This window comes from Schaalia sp. (genome assembly GCF_050312375.1).
Lineage (GTDB): Bacteria > Actinomycetota > Actinomycetes > Actinomycetales > Actinomycetaceae > Pauljensenia > Pauljensenia hyovaginalis.
Window position 1 is genome coordinate 85,233 of sequence record NZ_JBNOYB010000105.1, and the last position, 21,063, is coordinate 106,295.

At 68.8% G+C, this 21,063-nt stretch carries 15 protein-coding genes; 14 read left to right on the forward strand and 1 reads right to left on the reverse strand.

The genetic code is table 11. The features are described from left to right. Positions 1-53: 53 nt before the first annotated feature. The 11 genes from ACQY7V_RS08435 (at position 54) to ACQY7V_RS08485 (ending at position 15,662) form a co-directional block, all read left to right on the forward strand. Positions 54-443, forward strand: a complete 390-nt coding sequence (locus ACQY7V_RS08435; RefSeq protein ID WP_235360967.1) for a preprotein translocase subunit YajC — start codon at positions 54-56, stop codon at positions 441-443. Between the two features lie 31 nt (positions 444-474). Next, positions 475-2,385 carry a protein translocase subunit SecD gene (gene secD, locus ACQY7V_RS08440; RefSeq protein ID WP_320836380.1) on the forward strand — a complete coding sequence of 637 codons (1,911 nt, stop codon included), beginning with the start codon at positions 475-477 and terminating at the stop codon, positions 2,383-2,385. Continuing rightward, positions 2,385-3,479 carry a protein translocase subunit SecF gene (secF, locus tag ACQY7V_RS08445; RefSeq protein ID WP_320836381.1) on the forward strand — a complete coding sequence of 365 codons (1,095 nt, stop codon included), beginning with the start codon at positions 2,385-2,387 and terminating at the stop codon, positions 3,477-3,479. The genes secD and secF overlap by 1 nt, the downstream gene beginning before the upstream one ends. Further along, on the forward strand, positions 3,476-4,021 hold the full coding sequence (locus ACQY7V_RS08450) for an adenine phosphoribosyltransferase (RefSeq protein ID WP_235360964.1): 546 nt from the start codon (positions 3,476-3,478) through the stop codon (positions 4,019-4,021). The genes secF and ACQY7V_RS08450 overlap by 4 nt, the downstream gene beginning before the upstream one ends. A 46-nt stretch (positions 4,022-4,067) precedes the next feature. Next, a complete protein-coding gene (locus tag ACQY7V_RS08455) occupies positions 4,068-6,374 on the forward strand; it encodes a RelA/SpoT family protein (protein WP_235360963.1) in 2,307 nt (768 codons plus the stop codon). A 171-nt stretch (positions 6,375-6,545) separates the two neighbouring features. Further along, on the forward strand, positions 6,546-7,874 hold the full coding sequence (locus tag ACQY7V_RS08460) for a DUF349 domain-containing protein (protein ID WP_235360962.1): 1,329 nt from the start codon (positions 6,546-6,548) through the stop codon (positions 7,872-7,874). Between the two features lies 1 nt (position 7,875). Further along, entirely contained in the window at positions 7,876-8,601 is a 726-nt protein-coding gene (locus tag ACQY7V_RS08465) for an MBL fold metallo-hydrolase (protein WP_154477513.1), read from the forward strand. A 59-nt stretch (positions 8,602-8,660) separates the two neighbouring features. Then, positions 8,661-10,010: a histidine--tRNA ligase gene (gene hisS, locus ACQY7V_RS08470; protein WP_320836382.1), complete on the forward strand. Its 1,350-nt coding sequence runs from the start codon at positions 8,661-8,663 to the stop codon at positions 10,008-10,010. Between the two features lies 1 nt (position 10,011). Further along, positions 10,012-11,697, forward strand: coding sequence for a dynamin family protein (locus ACQY7V_RS08475; protein WP_320836383.1), 1,686 nt, complete (start codon positions 10,012-10,014; stop codon positions 11,695-11,697). Then, positions 11,688-13,286 carry a GTPase gene (locus ACQY7V_RS08480; protein WP_320836384.1) on the forward strand — a complete coding sequence of 533 codons (1,599 nt, stop codon included), beginning with the start codon at positions 11,688-11,690 and terminating at the stop codon, positions 13,284-13,286. Before ACQY7V_RS08475 ends, ACQY7V_RS08480 begins: the two co-directional genes overlap by 10 nt. Positions 13,287-13,490: 204 nt before the next feature. Beyond that, the gene (locus ACQY7V_RS08485; protein WP_320836385.1) at positions 13,491-15,662 is read left to right on the forward strand and encodes a DEAD/DEAH box helicase; all 2,172 of its coding nucleotides are present in this window, start codon (positions 13,491-13,493) and stop codon (positions 15,660-15,662) included. 9 nt (positions 15,663-15,671) lie between these two features. On the opposite strand, the gene ACQY7V_RS08490 is transcribed toward ACQY7V_RS08485, so the two are convergent. Next, complete coding sequence (locus ACQY7V_RS08490; RefSeq protein ID WP_320836386.1) at positions 15,672-17,042, reverse strand: MFS transporter; 1,371 nt, start codon at positions 17,040-17,042, stop codon at positions 15,672-15,674. A gap of 101 nt (positions 17,043-17,143) precedes the next feature. Here ACQY7V_RS08490 and aspS point away from each other — a divergent pair, with 101 nt between their 5' ends. The 3 genes from aspS to ACQY7V_RS08505 all read left to right on the forward strand — a co-directional run bounded on the left by aspS (position 17,144) and on the right by ACQY7V_RS08505 (position 21,052). Next, entirely contained in the window at positions 17,144-18,958 is a 1,815-nt protein-coding gene (gene aspS / locus ACQY7V_RS08495) for an aspartate--tRNA ligase (RefSeq protein ID WP_235360955.1), read from the forward strand. A 140-nt stretch (positions 18,959-19,098) separates the two neighbouring features. Then, entirely contained in the window at positions 19,099-19,470 is a 372-nt protein-coding gene (locus ACQY7V_RS08500) for a PadR family transcriptional regulator (RefSeq protein WP_154477523.1), read from the forward strand. Positions 19,471-19,516: 46 nt separating this feature from the next. Next, entirely contained in the window at positions 19,517-21,052 is a 1,536-nt protein-coding gene (locus ACQY7V_RS08505) for a hypothetical protein (protein ID WP_320836387.1), read from the forward strand. Positions 21,053-21,063 lie beyond the last annotated feature (11 nt).

Here is a 21,063-nt window from a genome sequence, read left to right on the forward strand (position 1 = left end):
TACGGGTAGACTGTCCCGGGCGCGTCAGCGCATACCGACGAAAGAGGCGATCAGTGGAGCAGTTCATCAGTCAGTACGGCATGTTCATCATGCTCGGCATTCTTCTCATCGCGATGATGTGGTTCTCGAACCGCTCGCGCCAGAAGGCCGCGGAGAAGCAGGCGGAGCGCGAGCGCCAGCTCGCCGAGGAGCTCGTGCCGGGCGCGTGGGTCCGCACCGCGGTCGGCTTCTGGGGCCGTTTCGTCGATCAGGACGGCGACGTCGTCGTCCTCGAAACCGTCGACGGCACGGAGATGTACTGGGATCGCCAGATGATCCGTGAAGTCGGAACGCAGCCGCCCTTCGCCGCCGAGTCACAGGAAGCGGAGGAGGAGCCCGAGGCGATCGAACCGGTCCTCGGCCTCGATATGCCCGAAGCCCCGGCAAACGAAGAGAAGAACTGAAGTCCCGTAATCCGGGATCGGGAGAATCATCGTGTCAACTCGTAAGCGCCGACCCCTGCGCTCGCTCGTCACCCTGCTCGTCGCGATCATCGCGGCCGTGACGGCGCTCGTCATCGGCAACCTCACACAGGGGGCGTCCTACGTCCCCTCGCTCGCACTCGACCTGCAGGGCGGAACGCAGCTCATCCTCACCCCGACATCGGCTGAGGCCGATGACCGGCAGATCACCGAAGAGGACATCACTCAGGCGATTTCGATCATCCGCAATCGAATCGACGCCTCCGGCGTCGCCGAATCGGAGATCACGTCGATGGGCCAGGACAACATCGTGGTCTCGATCCCGGGAACACCCTCCCAGGAGACCCTCGATCTCATCCGCTCCTCTTCGCAGATGAACTTCCGGCCCGTTCTTCAGATCGCGGCGGCCCAGGCCGCCGCCCCCTCGGCGGCTCCCGCGGTGACCGCTCAGTCGGGTGCGGTCGACGCCGCTCAGTCGGCCGAAGCGGGGCAGTCGGGCGATCAGCCCCAGTCGACCCGCCTCACCTCGACGGCCCTCGATGAGGCCTCGGCGATGCAGCTCGCGGACACGAACGGCGATGGCGCGCTTTCGGCCGATCCCGCCTCCGCGCCGGAGAACGCCTCGGACCTCGCGTGGGTGACCGAGCAGGCGCTCTTCGACTTCTACACCCTCGACTGCGCTGCGGGCGATTCGGCGAAGCGCCGCGAGGGCCCGGCCGACAAGCCCTTCGCCGCATGCGACGACTCGGGCACGATCAAGTACCTCCTCGGACCGGTCTCCGTCGCCGGCGCGAACCTCGATTCGGCCAACGCCGGTCAGATCACCAACTCGACCGGTCAGACGACCGGCCAGTGGGGGGTCGATCTTCAGTTCGACAAGACCGGGACCCAGCAGTTCGCGGATTCCTCGAAGATCCTCTACTCCTTCCAGACCCAGGATGCGCAGGGCCGGTCCTTCTTCGGCAAGCCCGACCGCAATCACTTCGCCGTCGTGCTCGACGGCGTCGTCATCACCGCGCCCTCGATGAACGCGATCATCTCCGACGGCCGCGCGCAGATCTCGGGCAACTTCACGGCGAAGTCCGCGACGGCCCTCGCCAACCAGCTCAACTTCGGTTCGCTGCCCTTGAACTTCGAGGTCCAGTCCGAGCAGAGGATCTCGGCGACCCTGGGCTCGGATCACCTGGAGAAGGGCCTGCTCGCCGGTGCGATCGGCCTGCTCCTCGTCATCTGCTACCTCATCTGGCAGTACAGGGGCCTGTCGATCATCTCCGCGGGTTCGCTCATCCTCGCAGCCGGGCTCACCTACCTCACGATCGCGATCCTGTCCTGGACGCTCGGCTACCGCCTCTCGCTCGCGGGCGTCGCGGGCCTGATCATGGCGGTCGGCGTGACTGCGGACTCCTTCATCGTGTACTTCGAGAGGGTCCGCGATGAAGTCCGCGACGGGCGTCCGCTCGTCGCCGCAGTCGACGAGGGCTGGGATCGCGCCAAGCGGACGATCCTCGTCTCCGATGCGGTCAACATCGTCGCGGCCGTGGTCCTTTACCTGCTCGCGGTCGGCGGCGTCCAGGGCTTCGCCTTCACGCTCGGCGTGACGACCCTCATCGACCTCGTCGTGATCTTCCTCTTCACGCACCCGATGATGGAGCTGCTCATCAGGACCCGCTTCTTCGGCCAGGGCCACCCCCTGTCCGGCCTCGATCCGGAGCACCTCGGCGCGAAGTCCGGGCTCGTGTACGCGGGCCGCGGCCGGGTCGCCGTGCGCGCCCCCCTCGCCCAGGCGGCGGGCGAGGATGCGCTCCCCGAGGGCGAGGGCTCCTCGATCGCTCAGAGGCGGCGCGCCGCGAGGCTCGCCGCGAAGGCCGAGGCGCCCGCGCCCGCGGGCCTTGAATCGAACGCCGACACGGACGGAGACAAGTGATGATGTCCTTCGCTCAATGGGGCAATGCCCTGTACTCGGGTGACAAGTCCTACGCCGTCGTCCCCAAGCGCAGGCTCTTCGTCGGCATCGCGGCGCTCGTCATCGTCATCGGCCTGCTCCTGCCGCTCTTCGCGGGCCTCAACCGCTCGATCGAGTTCACCGGCGGCGCCCAGTTCGACGTGGCGAACGTCGCCGACCAGTCGGAGGCGAAGGCGAGCGAGATCGTCACGGCCACGAAGATCGTCGGCACGGCGAAGGTGACGCGCGTCGGCACGAGTTCCGTGCGCATCCAGACGGCCTCGGTGGACTCCGATCAGGCGGCTCAGATCCGCGATGCGCTGGCGGCCGGCTACTCGGTCGATCCCGCCGACGTGCAGTCCTCGTCGATCGGCCCTTCGTGGGGCCAGTCGGTGACCTCGAAGGCCGCTCAGTCGCTCATCATCTTCATGGTGCTCGTGGCCCTCTTGATGACGGTGTACTTCCGCTCGTGGACGATGGCGGCGGCCGCGCTGCTCGCCCTCGTCCACGACGTCGCGGTGACCCTGGCGGTCTTCGTCATCACCCAGGTGGAGGTTTCGCCGGCGACGGTGATCGGCTTCCTCACGATCCTCGGCTACTCGCTCTACGACACGGTCGTCGTCTTCGACAAGGTCCGTGAGCTCACTCAGGACGTGTACGACCAGAAGCGCTACACCTTCGCCGAGTACGTGAACCTCGCGGTGAACCAGACGATGGTGCGCTCGATCAACACCTCCGTCGTGGCCCTCCTGCCCGTGGGCGCGATCCTCATCATCGGCTCGCTCATGCTCGGCACGGGCACGCTCACCGACATCTCCCTCGCCCTCTTCGTCGGCATGATCGCGGGCACGTACTCCTCGATCTTCATCGCCTCCCCGCTCCTCGTGATGTTCCAGGAGCGCCTGACGCGCACGAAGGAGCACGATGCGATCGTCGCGAAGGAGCGCGCGGGACGGCTCGCCGTTTCGCAGACCCCGGGCCGGGGCGAATCGGCCGCCGTGAAGGTGGCGCCGATCGCACCGGGGCACCGCCTGCCGAACGCCTCGCAGCCCAGAAGGAAGAAGGCCGGACGATGAGCGGTGAACTCGGCGCGCACGTGGGGGACCTCGTCTCCTCGAATCTCGGGTTGATCCCCGACTTCCCCGAGCCGGGCGTCCTCTTCCGGGACATCACGCCGCTCATCGCGAACGGTCCGGCTTTCAAGGAGCTCATGGAGATCCTGGGGGAGCGCTACGAGGGCACGATCGATGCGGTTGCGGGCCTGGAGTCGCGCGGCTTCATCCTCGGAGCGCCGCTGGCGACGGAGCTCGGCGTCGGCATGCTGACGATCCGCAAGGCCGGGAAGCTGCCCGGGCACGTGATCGGGGTCGACTACGCGCTCGAGTACGGGACCGCCCGCATGGAGATCCGTCCCGAGTCGGTCCGCCCGGGCTCCCGGGTGCTGGTCGTCGACGACGTCCTCGCGACGGGCGGGACGGCGAACGCCTCGGTGGAGCTCCTGCGCCGTTGCGGCGCCGAGGTCGAGACGATCGCGGTGCTCCTCGAACTCGAGGCCTTCAACGGGCGCGAGGTGCTCGCCGGATCGGGCGTGAAGGTCGAGTCCGCGCTGCTCGTATAACCGCCTCGTTTCGTGTATCCCAGGTCACAGGCCCTATCATGGGAGCATGACCGACCAGACAACTGACGCAGGCTCCAAGCCTCCCGCGGCCGGATCGTTCGTACGATCCGGCCTCGTCTGGTTCGGTGCGCGCTCACGCCCGACGATTCCCGAGATCGAACCCCTCGTTCGCGCTCTGAGGGCGAATCATCCGAAGGCGGACGTCTCCGTCATCGAACGCGCCTACCGGACCGCTGAGGAGCATCACCGCGGACAGGTGCGCAAGTCCGGCGAGCCGTACATCACCCACCCGGTGGCGGTCGCGACGATCCTCGCCGAGATGGGGATGACGACCCCGACGCTCGTCGCGGCCCTCCTTCACGACACCGTCGAGGACACCGACTACACGGTCGATGAGCTGCGCGCCGACTACGGGGAGGCGATCGCCGCCCTCGTCGATGGGGTGACGAAGCTCGACAAGGTGCGCTACGGCGCGGCGGCGCAGTCGGAGACCCTGCGCAAGATGATCGTCGCGATGAGCCGCGACATCCGCGTCCTCCTCATCAAGCTCGCGGACCGGCTCCACAACGCGCGCACCTGGAGATTCGTGCCCGCGGCCTCGGCGCGGGCCAAAGCCCGCGAAACGCTCGAGATCTACGCGCCCCTGGCCCACCGCCTCGGCATGAACATGGTGAAGTGGGAGCTCGAGGAGCTCTCCTTCAAGACCCTCTACCCCGAGATCTACGAGGAGATCGATCACCTCGTCTCAGAGCGGGCGCCGCAGCGCGAGATCTACCTGCGCGAGGTCGTCGGCCAGATCGAGGAGGACCTGAGGAAGTCCGGGACGAAGGGAACGGTGTCGGGCCGCCCGAAGAACCACTATTCGATCTATCAGAAGATGATCGTGCGCGGGAAGGCCTTCGACGAGATCTTCGACCTCGTCGCGGTGCGCGTGCTCGTCGACTCGGTCAAGGACTGCTACTCGGTCCTCGGCTCCCTTCACGGGCGATGGAATCCGATCCCTGGTCGCTTCAAGGACTACATCGCGATGCCGAAGTTCAACCTCTACCAGTCGCTGCACACGACGGTCGTCGGGCCGGGCGGCAAGCCGGTGGAGATCCAGATCCGCACCTACGAGATGCACGAGCGGGCCGAGCACGGCGTCGCCGCGCACTGGAAGTACAAGCAGAACCCGAATGCGACGGGCCCGGATTCGGACAAGATGACCTCGGACGAGCAGGCGAACTGGCTGCGCGCCCTCGTCGAGATGGAGCGCGAGACGGGCGATCCCGAGGAATTCCTCGATTCGCTGCGCTACGAGATCGCCGGCGACGAGGTCTACGTCTTCACGCCCAAGGGCGAAGTCGTCGTGCTCCCGGCGCGTTCCACGCCCGTCGACTTCGCCTACGCGGTGCACACGGAGGTCGGGCACCGGACGGTGGGCGCGAAGGTCAACGGCCGTCTCGTCTCCCTCGACACCCGCCTGGAGTCGGGCGAGACCGTCGAGGTCGTCACCTCGAAGTCCGACAAGGCGGGGCCCTCCCATGATTGGCTCGCCTTCGTCGCATCGCCGAGGGCGAGGTCGAAGATCAAGGCGTGGTTCTCCAAGGAGCGCCGCGAAGAGGCGATCGAGGACGGCAAGGAGGCGCTCGCGAAGGCGATGCGCAAGCTCAACCTTCCGCTTCAGCGCCTCATGAACCACGAGTCGATCCTCTCGGTCGCGAACTCCCTCGGCTACCCCGATGTTTCGAGCCTGTACGCGGCCGTGGGGGAGAACCAGGTCTCGCCCCGCAACGTCGTGACGAAGCTCGTCGACAACCTGGGCGGGGGCGACGGCACCGAGGAGACCCTGTCCGAGGCGGTGACGCCGGGGGCTGCGGGCCCGCGCCGGGCGCCTTCCTCGGATTCGGGCATCACCGTCGCGGGGATGGATGCGAAGGACATCTGGGTCAAGCTCGCGAAGTGCTGCACGCCGGTGCCCGGGGACGAGGTGGTCGGCTTCATCACGCGCGGCCAGGGCGTCTCGGTCCATCTGGCGAGCTGCCGGAACGCCGTGCGGCTTCAGGAGCTGCAACCGGAGCGCTTCATCGACGTCGCGTGGGAGGAGGGCGTGACGGGCCACGTCTTCCGCGTCCAGATCCGGGTCCGGGCCCTGGACCGTTCGGGACTGCTGTCCGACCTCACGCGGGTGATGAGCGACTACGGTGTGAACATCATCACCGCGACGACCCACACTTCGAACGATCAGGTGTCGACGGCGCAGTTCTCCTTCGAAATGGCGGACATGGGCCATCTCAACGCGGTGCTCTCGGCATTGAGGAGGGTCGACGGGGTCTTCGAGGCGGTCCGCCTGTCGGGACAGAACCGGGCCTGAATCCCCGGCGAATGTGACATCCAGGACTCGATTCGGTCACTGCGTCGAGTTGGAGCCCCTCGTGGTCCTAGACTGGGAGAGGTGCGCCACATCGGAGCACCTCGCGCCACCACGCGTGGAGCATCTTCCATGCACGGGTGCCCCGCACCCTCGTCCTCGAAAAGGAATACCGTGACCACGACGCCCAACGAGCAGGCCAACGTCCCCGCCACCGAAGCCGGACCCACGGCGACCAACGAGGCGCCGGCCGCGGCGAGCGCCTCCGCCTTCGTCCACGAGTTCGCTCGCATCGACGAGAACGGCAGCGTCTACGTGATCGACGCCGGTGTCGAGCGTGAGATCGGCGGATACCCGGAAGGCGCTCCCGCTGAGCCCTTCGCCCTCTACGAGCGCCGCTTCGCGGATCTCGAAGCGACGGTGAAGCTCTTCGAGGACCGCCTTGCGACCCTGTCGCCCAAGGACATCGATCAGACGCTCGCGACCATCGTGGAGGCGGTGAAGGAACCGGCGGCGATCGGCGACCTCCAGGCCCTGCGCGAGCGGGTTGAAGCGGTGAAGGCGCGGGCGGAGGCCCGCAAGGAGGAGGCCAAGGCCGAGCGCAAGGCCGCTCGCGAGGAGGCGCTCGCCCAGCGCACCCGCGTCGTCGAGCAGGCCGAGGCGATCGTCGAGCAGGACCCCGAGAAGACCCACTGGAAGCAGTCCGGTCAGACCCTGCGCGAGCTGCTCGACGAGTGGAAGAACCTGCAGCGCAAGGGCCCCCGCCTGGACAAGGCGACCGAGGACGAGCTGTGGAAGCGCTTCTCCTCGGCGCGCACCCAGTTCGATCGGCATCGCCGCCAGTACTTCTCCGCCCTCGATCAGGCCCAGTCCGAGGCCAAGCGCGTGAAGGAGGCCCTGATCGCCGAGGCCGAGGCCCTGTCCTCCTCGACGGATTGGGGCGCGACCTCGGGCGCCTACCGGGAGCTGATGAACCGCTGGAAGGCCGCCCCGCGGGCCTCGCGCAAGGAGGACGACGCCCTGTGGGCGCGCTTCCGCGCGGCTCAGCAGGTCTTCTTCGACGCGCGTCGGGCCAAGGACGAGGCCACGGACAGCGAGTACCGTGAGAACCTCGTCGCCAAGGAGGCCCTCCTCGAGGAGGCCGAGGCGATCGTGCCGATCAGCGATCTCGAAGCCGCCAAGGCGGCGCTCCGTTCAGTCCAGGACCGCTGGGACGAGATCGGCCGGGTGCCCTCGTCGGATCTGCATCGGATCGAATCGCGTCTGCGCGCGGTTGAAACGGCGATCCGTGAAGCCGAGGAGAAGGAGTGGCGCCAGACCAACCCCGAGACCCGCGCCAGGGCTCAGGGCATGCTCGGCCAGCTCGAGGCCCAGATCGAGGGGCTCGAGGCCGAACTGGCCTCCGCTGAGGCGGCGGGCGATGCCGGCTCGGCGAAGGCGCTGGCGGAGGCCCTTGCGACGAAGCGGAGCTGGCTCGAGCAGATCCGCTCGACGATGGCCTGAAATGCGCATCAGCGTCATCCCGACCCCCTACTACGGGGCGAATTGCGTGGTGATCGTGCCCGATGAAGGCGCGGACGCCCTCGTCGTCGACCCGTCGTGGGGGGTGACGGATCGGATCCGTGAGGTCCTCGATCGGACCGGATCGCGCGTCGGAGCGGTGCTCGCGACTCACGGGCACCCCGATCACGTGTGGCAGTGCCGGGAAGTCGCGTCCTGGGCGATCGAGGAGCGCGGATGCGAGGCCCCCGTCTTCATCCCGGGGCCGGATCGCTACCGCATGCAGGATCCGGCCGCGCACGTGCCGCTGCCCGTCCCGGAGGAGGCGGGCGAATGGATCGCCCCCGCTGATCTTCGCGATGTGCCCGGCGGCGCATTCGAAGCGGTCGCGGGAGTCCGTCTGCTCATGGTCCCGGCACCCGGTCATACCGAGGGATCGTCGGTGTTCCTCGGCGAGGCGCGCTGGTCGGTGGACAGCGGGGGAGTCGAGGTCGCCGCGGCCGATGAGCCCGCGCCCTTCGCCCTGAGCGCCGATGTGATCTTCGCGGGCTCGGTGGGGCGCACGGATCTTCCCGGGGGCGACGAGCAGGCGATGCGTCATTCCTTGAGGACCCTGGCCAACGCCCTGGATCCCGCGACGCTGCTCATCCCCGGGCACGGCGCGCTGACGACGATGGCCGGGGAGCTCGAGTCGAACGCGTACCTGCGCAGGGCCCGCATGATCGGCTGAAAGGCTCGCAACTCGGCGTCGAATCGTAAGGGATGCGCGTGTCGTGGGAGAATGCCCCCATGGCACGCGCATCTCTTTCCGGATTTCCCGAATGGCTCCCCGAGGGCCGCATCATCGAACAGTTCGTCCTCGACCGCATCCGCGAGGTCTTCGAGCTCCACGGCTTCTCCGGGATCGAGACCCGGGCCGTCGAGACCCTCGAGCAGCTCGAGGCGAAGGGGGAGACCTCGAAGGAGATCTACGTCCTCGATCGCCTGCAGGCCCTGAAGGACGCCGAGGCGGGGCGGCACTCGGGCAGGGAGCGCAGGATCGGCCTCCACTTCGATCTGACGGTGCCCTTCGCGCGCTACGTGGTCGAGAACGCGAATGATCTCGATTTCCCCTTCAAGCGCTACCAGATCCAGAAGGTCTGGAGGGGCGAGAGGCCGCAGGACGGCCGCTTCCGCGAGTTCATCCAGGCCGATATCGACGTGGTCGGCGATGGCGCGCTGCCCTTCCACTACGAGGTCGAATTGCCCCTCGTCATGGCCGAGGCGCTGTCCCGGCTCCCGATCCCCAAGGTGACGGTTCTGGTGAACAACCGCAAGGTCGTCCAGGGCGTGTGCGAAGCCCTCGGCGTCGAGGACGTGGAGGCGGCGCTTCGCGGCCTCGACAAGATCGACAAGATCGGGCCCGAGGGCGTGGCGGCTGAGCTGGCGGAGTCGGGGATCACGGGCGAACAGGCGGGCGCGCTCCTCGACATGGCGTCGATCCGCAGCGCCGATCCGGCCGAGATCCGCGCTGGGATCGAGGCGCTGGGCGTGTCGGGGGAGATCCTCGACGAGGGCCTGGACGAGCTGTGCGCCCTGCTGGAGACCGCCGGCGCGCGCATGCCCGGTGCGATCGAGGCCGATTTGAAGATCGCCCGCGGTCTCGACTACTACACGGGCTCGGTGTACGAATCCGTGGTCGAGGGCCACGAGGACCTGGGATCGATCTGCTCGGGCGGGCGCTACGACTCGCTCGCCAAGGACGGGAAGCGCACCTATCCCGGCGTCGGCCTGTCGATCGGCGTGTCGCGTCTCGTGTCGCGGATGATCTCCGCGCCGATGGTGCGCGCCACGCGCAAGTCTCCCGCGGCGGTCGTGGTCGCGGTCACCGACGAGGACGACCGTGTCCGCTCCGAGGCGATCGCGGGGATTCTGCGGGACCGCGGCATCGCGACGGAGGTCGCCCCCACGGCCGCGAAGTTCGGCAAGCAGATCAAATTCGCCGATAAGCGCGGCATACCCTTCGTCTGGTTCCCGGGCGGGCAGGGCGAGCCGGACACGGTGAAGGACATCCGTTCGGGCGAACAGGTGGAGGCCGTCGCCCAGACGTGGGCGCCCGCGGCGGAGGATCTCGTGCCGCGGGTGGAGGCGATCGGCTGAGATGGACGCGATCGCGGCGCTCGAGGATCTGCGGGGCGCGCTCCGCACGGCCGTAGTGCCCCTCGGGACTCCGGGCTCTGCCCAGGGCCGGGAGGCGCGGGACCGCGCGCTGCGGCGCCTCGAGGACTTCGTCCTGCCCCGAGCCTCGTCCCTCGACGCGCCCCTGCTCGCCGTTGTCGGAGGATCCACCGGGTCGGGCAAGTCGACCCTCGTCAACGCCCTGGCTCGCGCACGGGTGACGGCATCCTCACCGGTGCGTCCGACGACGCGCAGGCCGCTGCTCCTGCACAGGGCGGAAGACGCGGGCCGCTTCGCCTCGGCCCGGGTACTGCCCGACCTCGTCCGAGTGCGTCGTGCCGCATCCGATCCGCCGACTCCGGCGGGCGCCGGGACCGCCGGGGAGTTGGAGATCCGAGAATGCCCGAATCTGCCGGAGGGCCTGGCGATCCTCGACTCTCCCGATGTCGATTCGATCTGCGATGAGAATCGTGCGCTCGCAAGGCGTCTGCTCGACGCGGCGGATCTCTGGGTGTTCGTCACGACCGCTGCCCGCTACGCCGATGATGTCCCCTGGAAGCTCCTCGACGAGGCCGCGGCATCGGGCATCACGATCGTGGTCGTCCTCGATCGCGTCGCCCCCGATGCCCGTGATGCGGTGGCGGGGGATCTGCGCGCCCTCATGGATCGCAGGGGCCTTGATCGCGCCCCCGTGCTCGTCGTCGAGGAAGCCGCCCTCGTCGACGGCGTGCTGGGGGAAGGGGCGGTGTCCGAGCTGCGCGATTGGCTGAGCGCGGGGGCCGTGAGCGCGCAGTCGCGGCGCGAACTCGCCCGGATCGCCCTGACGGGCGCCATCGCCGATGTCGTGCAGCGCGCCGAAACCGTGGCCGTTGCGATTGATCGCGCCTCCCGGGCGCGCGCGGGAGCCCGTGCGCAATTGGATGATGCCGAGGCCGCAAGTCTGGCGCGACTGCGCGAGGCGACCGCCGACGGTTCCCTTTTGCGAGGGGAGGTGCTCGCCCGTTGGAACGAGGTCGTCGGGGCGGCGGACGTGTCGAGACTCCTGTCGGCCTCCTTCGCGAGTTTCCGCGACCGAGCGGGCGCGTGGCTGCGGGGCCGCCCCGCCCCGGGCGCTCCCGTGGAGGACGCGATCGAGGCCGGACTGGCGTCGTTGATCCTCGAGGAGCTCCATCGCGCCGACGATGAGGCCCGAGTGCGCTGGGAAGGGGCCGAGTGGACGCGCTCCCTGTCCCGAACAGCGCCCCGCCGGCCGATCGACGAGGCGGAATCGCGGGCCGTGAACCTCACTCGCGCCTGGCAGCGCCGTCTTCTCGACACGGTGCGCGCCGAGGGGCGCGACCGGCGGGCGGGCGCTCGGATCGCAGCCGTGGGGCTGAATGTCGTCTCCGCGGCGCTCATCATCGCGGTCTTCGCGTCCACGGGAGGGCTCACCGGTGCCGAAGTCGGGATCGCCGGCGCCTCCGCGCTCGTCGCGCACAAGCTCCTGGAAACCGTCTTCGGCGATCAGGCCGTTCGATCGATGGCGAAGGCCGCGAGGAAGGACCTGGAGGAACGGATGCGCGAGGCGCTGGCCGAGCAGCTCGAACCACTGAGGTCGCTCCTGCCCGAGGATCAGTCCTCGCTCCCCCTGACGAGTGCGATCGACCGGGTGCGTGCCCAATGGCTGTGAATCTGCTCGACAAGCTCGACGGGCTGGAACGCGCATTCGAGCTGCTCAAGGATGAGCTTCCGGTGCGGCTTCGCGATGACATCGAGGCGAAGCTCGTCCTCGTCCGCGAGCGCGCGGTCATGGATCCCGGAACGGTCCTCATCGCACTCGTCGGCGCAACGGGATCGGGGAAATCGTCGCTCGTCAACGCCCTCGTCGGGGATTCGCTCGCCCGGGTTGATGTCTTGCGGCCGACGACGCGTCAGGCCCTGGCGGTGTGCGCGCCCGATCTGGACGCGAGGGAGCTTCTCGATTGGCTCGGGATTGAGCGGCGCGCCCGTGCGGACGGGATGCGGATCCCGAGTAACGCCGTCATCCTCGACCTGCCCGACATCGATTCCTTCGCTGAGGAGCATCGAGAGCTGGCGCGACGCGTCGCGGAGCGCGCGGACATGATCCTGTGGGTGGTGGATCCGCAGAAGTACGCCGATGAGGTGATCCACGCCGAGTGGGTCGCGCCGATGGCGCGTTCGGCGCGGGCCACGGCGACGGTGCTCAATCAGATCGATCGTTTGGGCGCGTCCGAACGCGATGCCGTGCTCGCGCACCTGCGGCGCATCCTCGACGATGAGGGTGCGGCTGAGAGTGCGCTCGTGGGCGTGTCGGCTGCGACGGGGGAGGGGATCGCCTCCCTGGCCGATGTCATCGATGCCGTAGCGAGGATGGTCAGAGCGACTTCCGTCAAAGCCGTCGGGGCGCTGGAACGGGTCGCCGAGCAGCTGAGCACTGCGATCGGCGCGCCTGATCCCCTGCCCGATTTCGATGCGCGGGGTCTTGCCGAGGCCCTCGCCGAGCGGATCGCCGAGTCGTCGGGTCTCGAAGGGCTCGCCGCGAGCGTCGGCGCTTCGTATCGGCATCGCGGGATCATCCGCGCGTCATGGATGCCCACGCGCTGGATCCGGCATCTGCGCTCCGATCCCGTGCGCCGAGCCCATCTGCGCCCCGCCGCCGATCACCCCGGAGCGCCGGTCGTCGACTTCACGGTCGATCCGGCGATGCGCGCGCGCACTTCGATGGCGGTGCGCCGTCTCGGAGCCGAGGTCGGGCGCGGACGACCCGAGGCGTGGTCGAGGACGATGGAGGCGATCTGCGCTCGCCTCGTCGACTCGGTGCCCGATATCGCCGACCGCGTCGTGAATCGAGCGGGGCTCGATCCGGACCCTCGGCCCACCTGGTGGTCGCTGTCATCGTGGATGCAGGCACTCGGGTGGATCGTGGCGATGACGGGTGCGCTGTGGCTCGGGGCGGCCCGGATCGCCCAGGATGCGCTGCTCGTCGCCCTTCCCCTGCCCTTGAGATACGGAGTGCCGCTTCCGACGTGGTGCCTCTTCGGCGGCCTGGCGGCGACCGTGATCATCGCCCTCGTATCGCGGATCGGGATTTCGCTGGGTGCGGCGAGGGCCTCGGCGAGGGCGGCGCGGAGTTTTCGCCGCCTGCTCGTCGCTGAGCTCCTCGAGGGCCCGGTGGCCGAGTGCGCCGCAGAGGATTCTCGGCAGCGCGAGATCATGCGGCTCTTGCTCGAGGCGCGCGCTTCGGCCCCGCAGCGGTGAGTGAACTCACGGAAGAGCATCGCCGCGGCGCTGTGCTCCTCGACTAGGCTGGAAGGGCGATGAGGCGCGCCTTTCGTGTTGTGATGGGCACCTGCGGGTGAGTGTTGTGTGTACGAGGCGGCGCCGAAGGCCCCGATGGGCCCGGTCCGGTGATGCCGGCCTCGAATGACCACGATTCCAAGGATGATTGTGCCCGATACCCCCATGCCTGAAACCCTCGATGCCGAAGACTTCTCGGCCCCTGCTGAACGTGACGCGCCCCCTGCTGGGCTCCCGGTCGATCTCGACGAGTCCGCCGATTCCGCCGATTCTGAGGAGGCGCTCGACGCCGGGACCGGGGACGCCGGCGATGAGCAGAGCGAGGACCGCGTGAACTTCGCCGATCTCGGCCTGCCCGAGGAGATCCTCGCCGCCGTCACCTCCATGGGCTTCGCGACCCCGACCCCGATTCAGGCCGAGGCCATCCCCGCTCTGCTCGAACTGCGCGACGTCGTCGGCATCGCGCAGACCGGTACCGGCAAAACGGCCGCCTTCGGCCTTCCGATGCTCGCGATCGTCGACGCCGGGGAACCCGGGGTGCAGGCCCTGGTCCTCGCGCCCACGCGCGAACTCGCGATGCAGTCAGCGCAGGCCATCGAGGACTTCGCCGCGCGCACGCGCGGTCTCGTCGTCGTCCCCGTGTACGGCGGTTCCCCCTACGGCCCGCAGATCTCGGCCCTGAAGCGCGGTGCTCAGGTCGTCGTCGGAACCCCGGGCCGCGTCATCGACCTCATCGACAAGGGGGCGCTCGACCTCTCCGGAGTGCGGATGCTCGTCCTCGACGAGGCCGACGAGATGCTGCGCATGGGCTTTGCCGAGGATGTCGAGACGATCACCTCCGAGGTGCCCGAGGACCGTCTGACGGCCCTGTTCTCGGCGACGATGCCGGCCGCCATTGAACGGATCGCGAAGACCCACCTCACCGATCCGGTGAAGATCGCCGTTTCGGAGGAGTCCTCGACGGTCGACACGATCCACCAGACCTACGCGGTGGTTCCTTACAAGCACAAGATCGGGGCTCTTTCGCGGGTCCTGGCGACCCGCGCCCAGCACATCGCGAAGGGCCAGGAGGAGGCGGACGCAGCGATCGTCTTCGTCCGCACCCGGGCCGATGTGGAGGAGATCTCCCTCGAGATGTCCGCCCGGGGCTTCCGCGCGGCGGGGATCTCCGGCGATGTCGCCCAGAGCGAGCGCGAGCGCATGGTGGAGCGCCTGCGCTCCGGGTCCCTGGACGTCCTCGTCGCCACGGACGTGGCGGCCCGCGGCCTCGACGTGGAGCGCATCTCCCTCGTCGTGAACTTCGACGTGCCCCGCGAGCCCGAGGCCTACGTGCACCGCATCGGCCGGACCGGCCGAGCCGGCCGTCAGGGCCGCTCCCTCACCTTCTTCACTCCCCGTGAGCATTCGCGCCTCAAGCGCATCGAACGCCTCACCGGCACTCCGATGGAGGAGGTCGCCATTCCCTCCCCGGCCGCGGTCTCCGAGTTCCGGGCGAGCCGCGTCCTCGAGACGCTCCCGGCGCGGATCGAGAAGGGCCGCCTCGAGATGTATCGTGAGCTGCTCGACACGGCGGTGCGGGCCGAGGGCCTGGAACTGGCCGATCTCGCCGCGGCCCTCATGGCCAATGCGGTGGGGGACGAGGGCCCCAAGCCCCGCGTCGAGAAGGGGCGTGCGAAGGGCCGCCAGCGCGATGAGGGCGAAGTCGATGAGACCGGTGAGTTCATCGGCGCCTCCTTCGAGGGCCAGCGCGACAAGGACCGCCCCCTGCGTCCGGGGCGGGATTCGGCGAAGCGGCGCGCGGGCGGCCGGCCGGTTCACGGGCCGAGCGTGAAGTACCGCGTCGAGGTCGGCAAGAAGGACCGCGTGAAGCCCGGTTCGATCGTGGGCGCCATTGCGGGCGAGGGCGGGATCGATGGGCGCGACGTCGGCCATATCGAGATCTATCCGACCTTCTCCCTGGTGGAGATCACCGCCGACCTGTCGAAGGAGCAGCTCGACAGGATCGGTCGCGGCTACGTCCAGGGCAGGCCCTTGAGGATCCGTCTCGACGAGGGGCCGGGCGCCCGGGGTGCGGAGCGCCCCGAGGCTGCGCAGCGTTTCGATCGTTCCGGCCGTCCGCCGCGCGACCGCGAGGAGCGCGAGTACGCGAGGCGCTACGAGAGGCGGGATTCCTTCGAGGAGCGCGAGGATCGCGGGCGCGAGCACAGGTCCTTCGGCCGTGACGCCAAGCGCGCCCACTTCGATCGGAAGGGCTTCGGCTCTCGTCGTTCGGAGCGCTACGACTCCTCTGAGCGTCAGGGGCGCTCCTTCAAGGACCGCGGCCGCAAGTCCCGCTGAGTCCGGCGTTCACGCCCTCGGCGCTGCGCCCGTGCTGATGCGGGTCGACGCGCCGAGGGCGACGAGCGCGAAGAGGAAGGCGATGAGCGGAGCCGGGAGGTAGGCGAGGCCGGCACCGGTCCCGAGGGAGTTCCAGGCCGCCATGATGATCGACATGATCGCCAGCTCGATCGCGGCGCCCGAGGCGTCGGCCACCTGGAGCCAGCTGGCGACCTTGCCGTGCTCGGCCGGGCGGGTCAGATCCAGGGACAGGACGGACAGCGTGGAGTGCATGAGTCCCGTGCCCGCCCCGGCGATGAACCAGCCGAGCATCGCGGCCCAGATCCATGCCCGCGGGTGCGCCAGCGCGACGATGGGAAGGATGCCGAGCGTCAGCAGGGCCACGCCGATCAAGGGCAGGCGCAGCCGTCGTTCGGAGCCCGTGATCCGGGATTGAAGGGTCGCCCCGGCGGACCATGAAACGGTGCCGATCGTGACGGCGAGCGCAGCGGATTCGGGCTCCCAGTCGTGGACCCGCTGAAGGATGAGGGGGAGGACGGCCGCGGCGCCCGCCTGCGCCCCCATGGCCAGGAGCCTCGTCATGATCGCCGCGGGCAATCCGGGCCGAAGCGCGAACGCGCCCTTCGGCAGGAGTCTGGGGAGAGCGATTCCGGTGAGCGCGAGCCCGAGGAGCGCGACCGCGACCAGGGGCAGGCCGCCGAGCGCGCCCGACAGCTGGAGGAGGACCACGCCGCCCCCTGCGAGGATCGCGAGGCGGAGCAGGCGCGCGAGTGAGGAGGGCGAGTGCTCGTGCGCGCCGAGGGCGCGGAGCACCCCGATGAGGGGGAAGAGGGCGATGAGCGCGAGCACGGGCACGGCGAGGAACACCGGGCGCCAGCCCACGAGGGAGACCGCGTATCCGGCGATCGCCGGGCCGACGAGTCCGGGCAGGACCCAGGAGAGGGAGAAGGCGGCGAAGAAGCTCGGCCGGTGCGAGGGGTCGGCGATCGATCCGATGAACACGTAGAGGGGCACGATGATAAGGCCGCCGCCGACTCCCTGGATGATCCTCCCGATGACGAAGATCTCGATCATCGGCGCGCACCCGGACACGAGGAGGCCGAGTGCGAAGAGGGCGACGCCGTATCCGAGGACGCGCCTGGGCCCCCGCGAGTCCGAAAGGCCGCCGGCGACCACCGTGGCCGAGAGCTGGGCGGCGAGGGCCGCGCCCGAGGCGATCGAGAACCAGGAGTCGGCATGGAACTCGGCGACGACGTTGGGCATGATCGTGGTCGTGGCGAGGCCCTCGAAGGCGGCAAGGGTGATGAGGAGGACGGACCCGATGAGGAGGGAGATCTCAATCGGGCGCCAGGGTTCCTTCACGGGGGTGTCAGCACTCACCTGCGAATCCTCCCACCCGTCTTGGGGGCGCCCAAACTCGGGCGTAGAATTCCCGGGTGCCTCCGCCCGTCTCGCGGTCGGCAATGATGAAAGGAATGCACGTGCTCCGAACCCACAACATCGGCTCGCTCGGTGTCGAAACCATCGGCCAGACGGTCACCCTCACAGGCTGGGTCGACCGCCGCAGGGATCACGGGGGCGTGGCCTTCGTGGATCTTCGCGACGCCTCCGGGATCGCCCAGGTCGTGGTCCGCGACGAGTCGGTCGCGCACGAACTCCGCTCCGAATTCGTCCTCAAGGTGACCGGCGAGGTCTGCGCCCGCCCCGAGGGCAATGAGAACGCGAATCTCGCGACCGGCGCGATCGAGGTGATGGGGGACGACATCGAGATCCTCAACACCTCGGCCCCCCTTCCCTTCCAGGTGTCCGCGCACGCCGAGGACTCCGGGAACGTGGGTGAGGAGACCCGTCTGAAGTACCGCTACCTCGACCTGCGCCGCGAACCCGAGCAGTACGCGCTGCGCCTGCGCTCGAAGGTCTCGCGGGCCGCTCGCGACACCCTCTACGCCCACGACTTCGTCGAGATCGAGACTCCGACGCTCACGCGCTCGACGCCCGAGGGCGCGCGCGACTTCATCGTTCCCGCGCGCCTCAATCCGGGTTCGTGGTATGCGCTGCCGCAGTCGCCCCAGCTCTTCAAGCAGATGCTCATGGTCGCGGGGATGGAGCGCTATTTCCAGATCGCGCGCTGCTACCGGGACGAGGACTTCCGCGCGGACCGTCAGCCCGAGTTCACTCAGCTCGACATCGAGATGAGCTTCGTCGACCAGGACGACGTCATCGCGGTCGCCGAGGACGTCATGAAGAACGTCTGGTCCCTCATCGGCTACGACCTGCCGACTCCGCTGCCGCGCATGACCTACAAGGACGCGATGGAGAAGTACGGCTCGGACAAGCCCGACCTGCGCTTCGGACTCGAGCTCGTCGACCTCACCGAGTACTTCGCGAACACGAGCTTCCGCGTCTTCCAGGCGCCCTACGTCGGCGCGGTCGTCATGCCCGGCGGCGGCTCGCAGCCGCGGCGCACTTTCGACAAGTGGCAGGAGTGGGCGAAGGCCCGCGGCGCCAAGGGCCTGGCCTACGTCACCATCGGCGAGGACGGGTCGCTCGGCGGTCCGGTTGCGAAGAACATCACGGAGGCCGAGCGCGAGGGCCTCGCCGAGGCGACCGGGGCCAAGCCCGGCGATTGCATCTTCTTCGCCGCCGGCAAGGCGACTCCTGCGCGCGAGCTGCTCGGCGCCGCGCGTCTCGAGATCGGCAAGCGCTGCGATCTCATCGATCCCGACGCCTGGGCCTTCACCTGGGTCGTCGATGCGCCGCTGTTCAAGCCGACCGGCGATGCCGAGGCCGAGGGGGACGTGGCGCTCGGGCACAGCCCGTGGACGGCCGTTCACCACGCCTTCACTTCTCCGAAGCCCGAATGGCTCGACAGTTTCGACGAGGATCCGGGCAATGCCCTCGCCTACGCCTACGACATCGTCTGCAACGGCAACGAGATCGGCGGAGGGTCGATCCGCATCCACCGCCGCGACATCCAGAATCGCGTCTTCAATGTCATGGGCATCGGCGAGGAGGAGGCGCAGGAGCAGTTCGGATTCCTGCTCGACGCCTTCAAGTTCGGTGCGCCGCCGCACGGCGGAATCGCATTCGGGTGGGACCGGATCGTCGCGCTCCTCACGAAGGCGGATTCGATTCGCGACGTCATCGCCTTCCCGAAGTCGGGTGGCGGCTACGATCCGCTCACCGATGCGCCGGCTCCGATCACGGCCCACCAGCGCAAGGAGGCGGGCGTCGACGCCGAGCCGAAGAAGCGCGGTGAGCAAACGGCGCAGGATGAATCCGGGAAGACCGAGTGAATTGAGGGGCGTCCGCTCATCCTCACGGGGATGAGCGCAGCGGGGCGGCATGCGCGTCATGCCGCCCCGCTGCGTTTCCTCGCCGACATGCGCAAGTCATATGCCTATTGATGGCATATGACTTGTTGTACGGTTATTCCATGAGCACCTCGCTGACGCGCAACTCCTTCTGGATCCTCACCGCCCTCGCGCAGGGGCGCAGGCACGGCTACGACATCATGCGCGAGGTCGCGAGCCTCTCCGATGGGGGCGTCGTCTTGAAGGCCACCTCCCTGTACGCCGCCCTCGAGCGTCTTGCGGGCGAGGGGCTCATCGTGAGCGACGGGGAGGAGATCGTCGACGGTCGGGCCCGGCGCTACTACCGGCTCACGGACGAGGGCGGGGACGCGCTCGACGAGGAGGTCCGCGCCCTCGAGGCGCGGGCCGCCATCGCCAAGGCCCGCATGAATGCTCTGAGGCGGCTCAAAGCGGGCCCGGCGCGGTCGGCTCGTGCGCGGGGCGCCACGGCGTGACCCGCGTTCCGGCGTTCCGTGAGATCGAAGAAAGGGGATGAGGGGCATGCCGCTGAACGAAGGGGCTTTCGCCCGGCTCCTGCGCTTCTACCCGAAGCGCTGGCGTGAGGACAAGGGTGAGGAGTTCCTCGCGACGCTTCTCGAGGACGCTCGGGCTCGCGGTCTCGAACGGCCTGACGGGGCGCTCGTGCGCTCGGCGATCGTCCACGGCTGGGGGAGTCGGCTGACGCTCGGGGTCGCGCTCGCCGCGGCGGCCCTGGGGTGTCTTCTGGCGATCGTGCATCAGTGGCTCTACACCGGCCTCCTTCCCGGATTCGACGCGGGAACGTTGACGAGAGTGATGGAGGCGCATCGCGGGGCCTACCTGCTGGTCGAAACCACGATGGGGCGTCTCGTCGTGCCCTTCGTCTCCCTGCTGGCGATCGGGGCGCTCATGCGCCTGAAGGGCAGGCTGTCCCCTCCTCGGGCCCTCGGATTCGTCGTCGGCGCGAGCGCCTCCTTCGCCTGCGGGTGGCTCGCCGGCGCCATTCGACTGATCCTTGAGGAAACGCGGGGCGCTCAGGATCGAGGCCTCTTCGAGGCCGTCGGCGTGATCGGCGTATGGGCGATTGTGCTCGTGATGGCCGTGACGGTCGCCTTCGCGGTCGACGAGATTCTCGAGGGCGCCGTAGCGCACAGGGCGGTGCGCTGGATCATCGGGCTCGCCCTCGGGGCGCCCATCGGGGGGATCGCGATCGGGCTCGAAGCCTTCGTCATCGGCTGGTTCATGATCGATGCCGCTGTTCTTGGGGCTGCGATCGTCGTCGCCCTCGTGGTGCGCTTCCCGAGCGGCGATTCATCGTCGGCGGCGAACGGGGAGGAAAGACGCAAGCCGAGCATCTCATCGCGCCGATTCGAGTCCCTCCCGATGCACGTGAGGATCCTCGCAACGCTCGGAGCCGTCCTCGCCCTCGTCCTCGCCTCGTGGACAGAGCTCCTCGGATTCCTTCCCGGACTGTCGAGCCTCGTCGCAGGAGAGGGCGGCGCCGGAGGGCCCTGGGACCAGGCGTTCCTCTTCATCGGCCGGATCGTCCTGCTCCTCGCCCCGATCGTCCTGTTCGTGGCATGGGCCAGCGTCGACTCGGCGCTCGGGCGCCATTCGCTCGCGAGCATCTGGGGTCCGGCGGTGTTCTTTTCTGCGGCGTGGGGGCTCGTCTGGCTCCTCGTCATGAGCGACACAATTATCGGTGGGGCGCTGTGGCGCGCAGCGAAGACCCTGCCCTTCTTCACCGATCCCAAGGGTTTCGACATCATCGCGACCGCGATGTTCATCTTCGGCCTTCCCGGCGTCGTCTGGCTGGTCGACCGCTACATTCCGCGTCGAAGGGCGATCCGGGTCCTCGTCGCCCTCCTCGTCGCGCTCGCCTGGTACTTCGCCGCGCTCTTGGTCTTCTTCGGACTGGCGTCCTTCTTCGTCCCGTTGGGAGCGCTCATTCTGCTGGTGCGCGCATGGAGTGCGAAGAGGCTCGTCAGCGACGAGCCGAAGACGGGATGCGCTGAAGCTCGAGGCATTGACCGCGCATTCACCGGCGCGAATCCGTGAGGTGGGACACA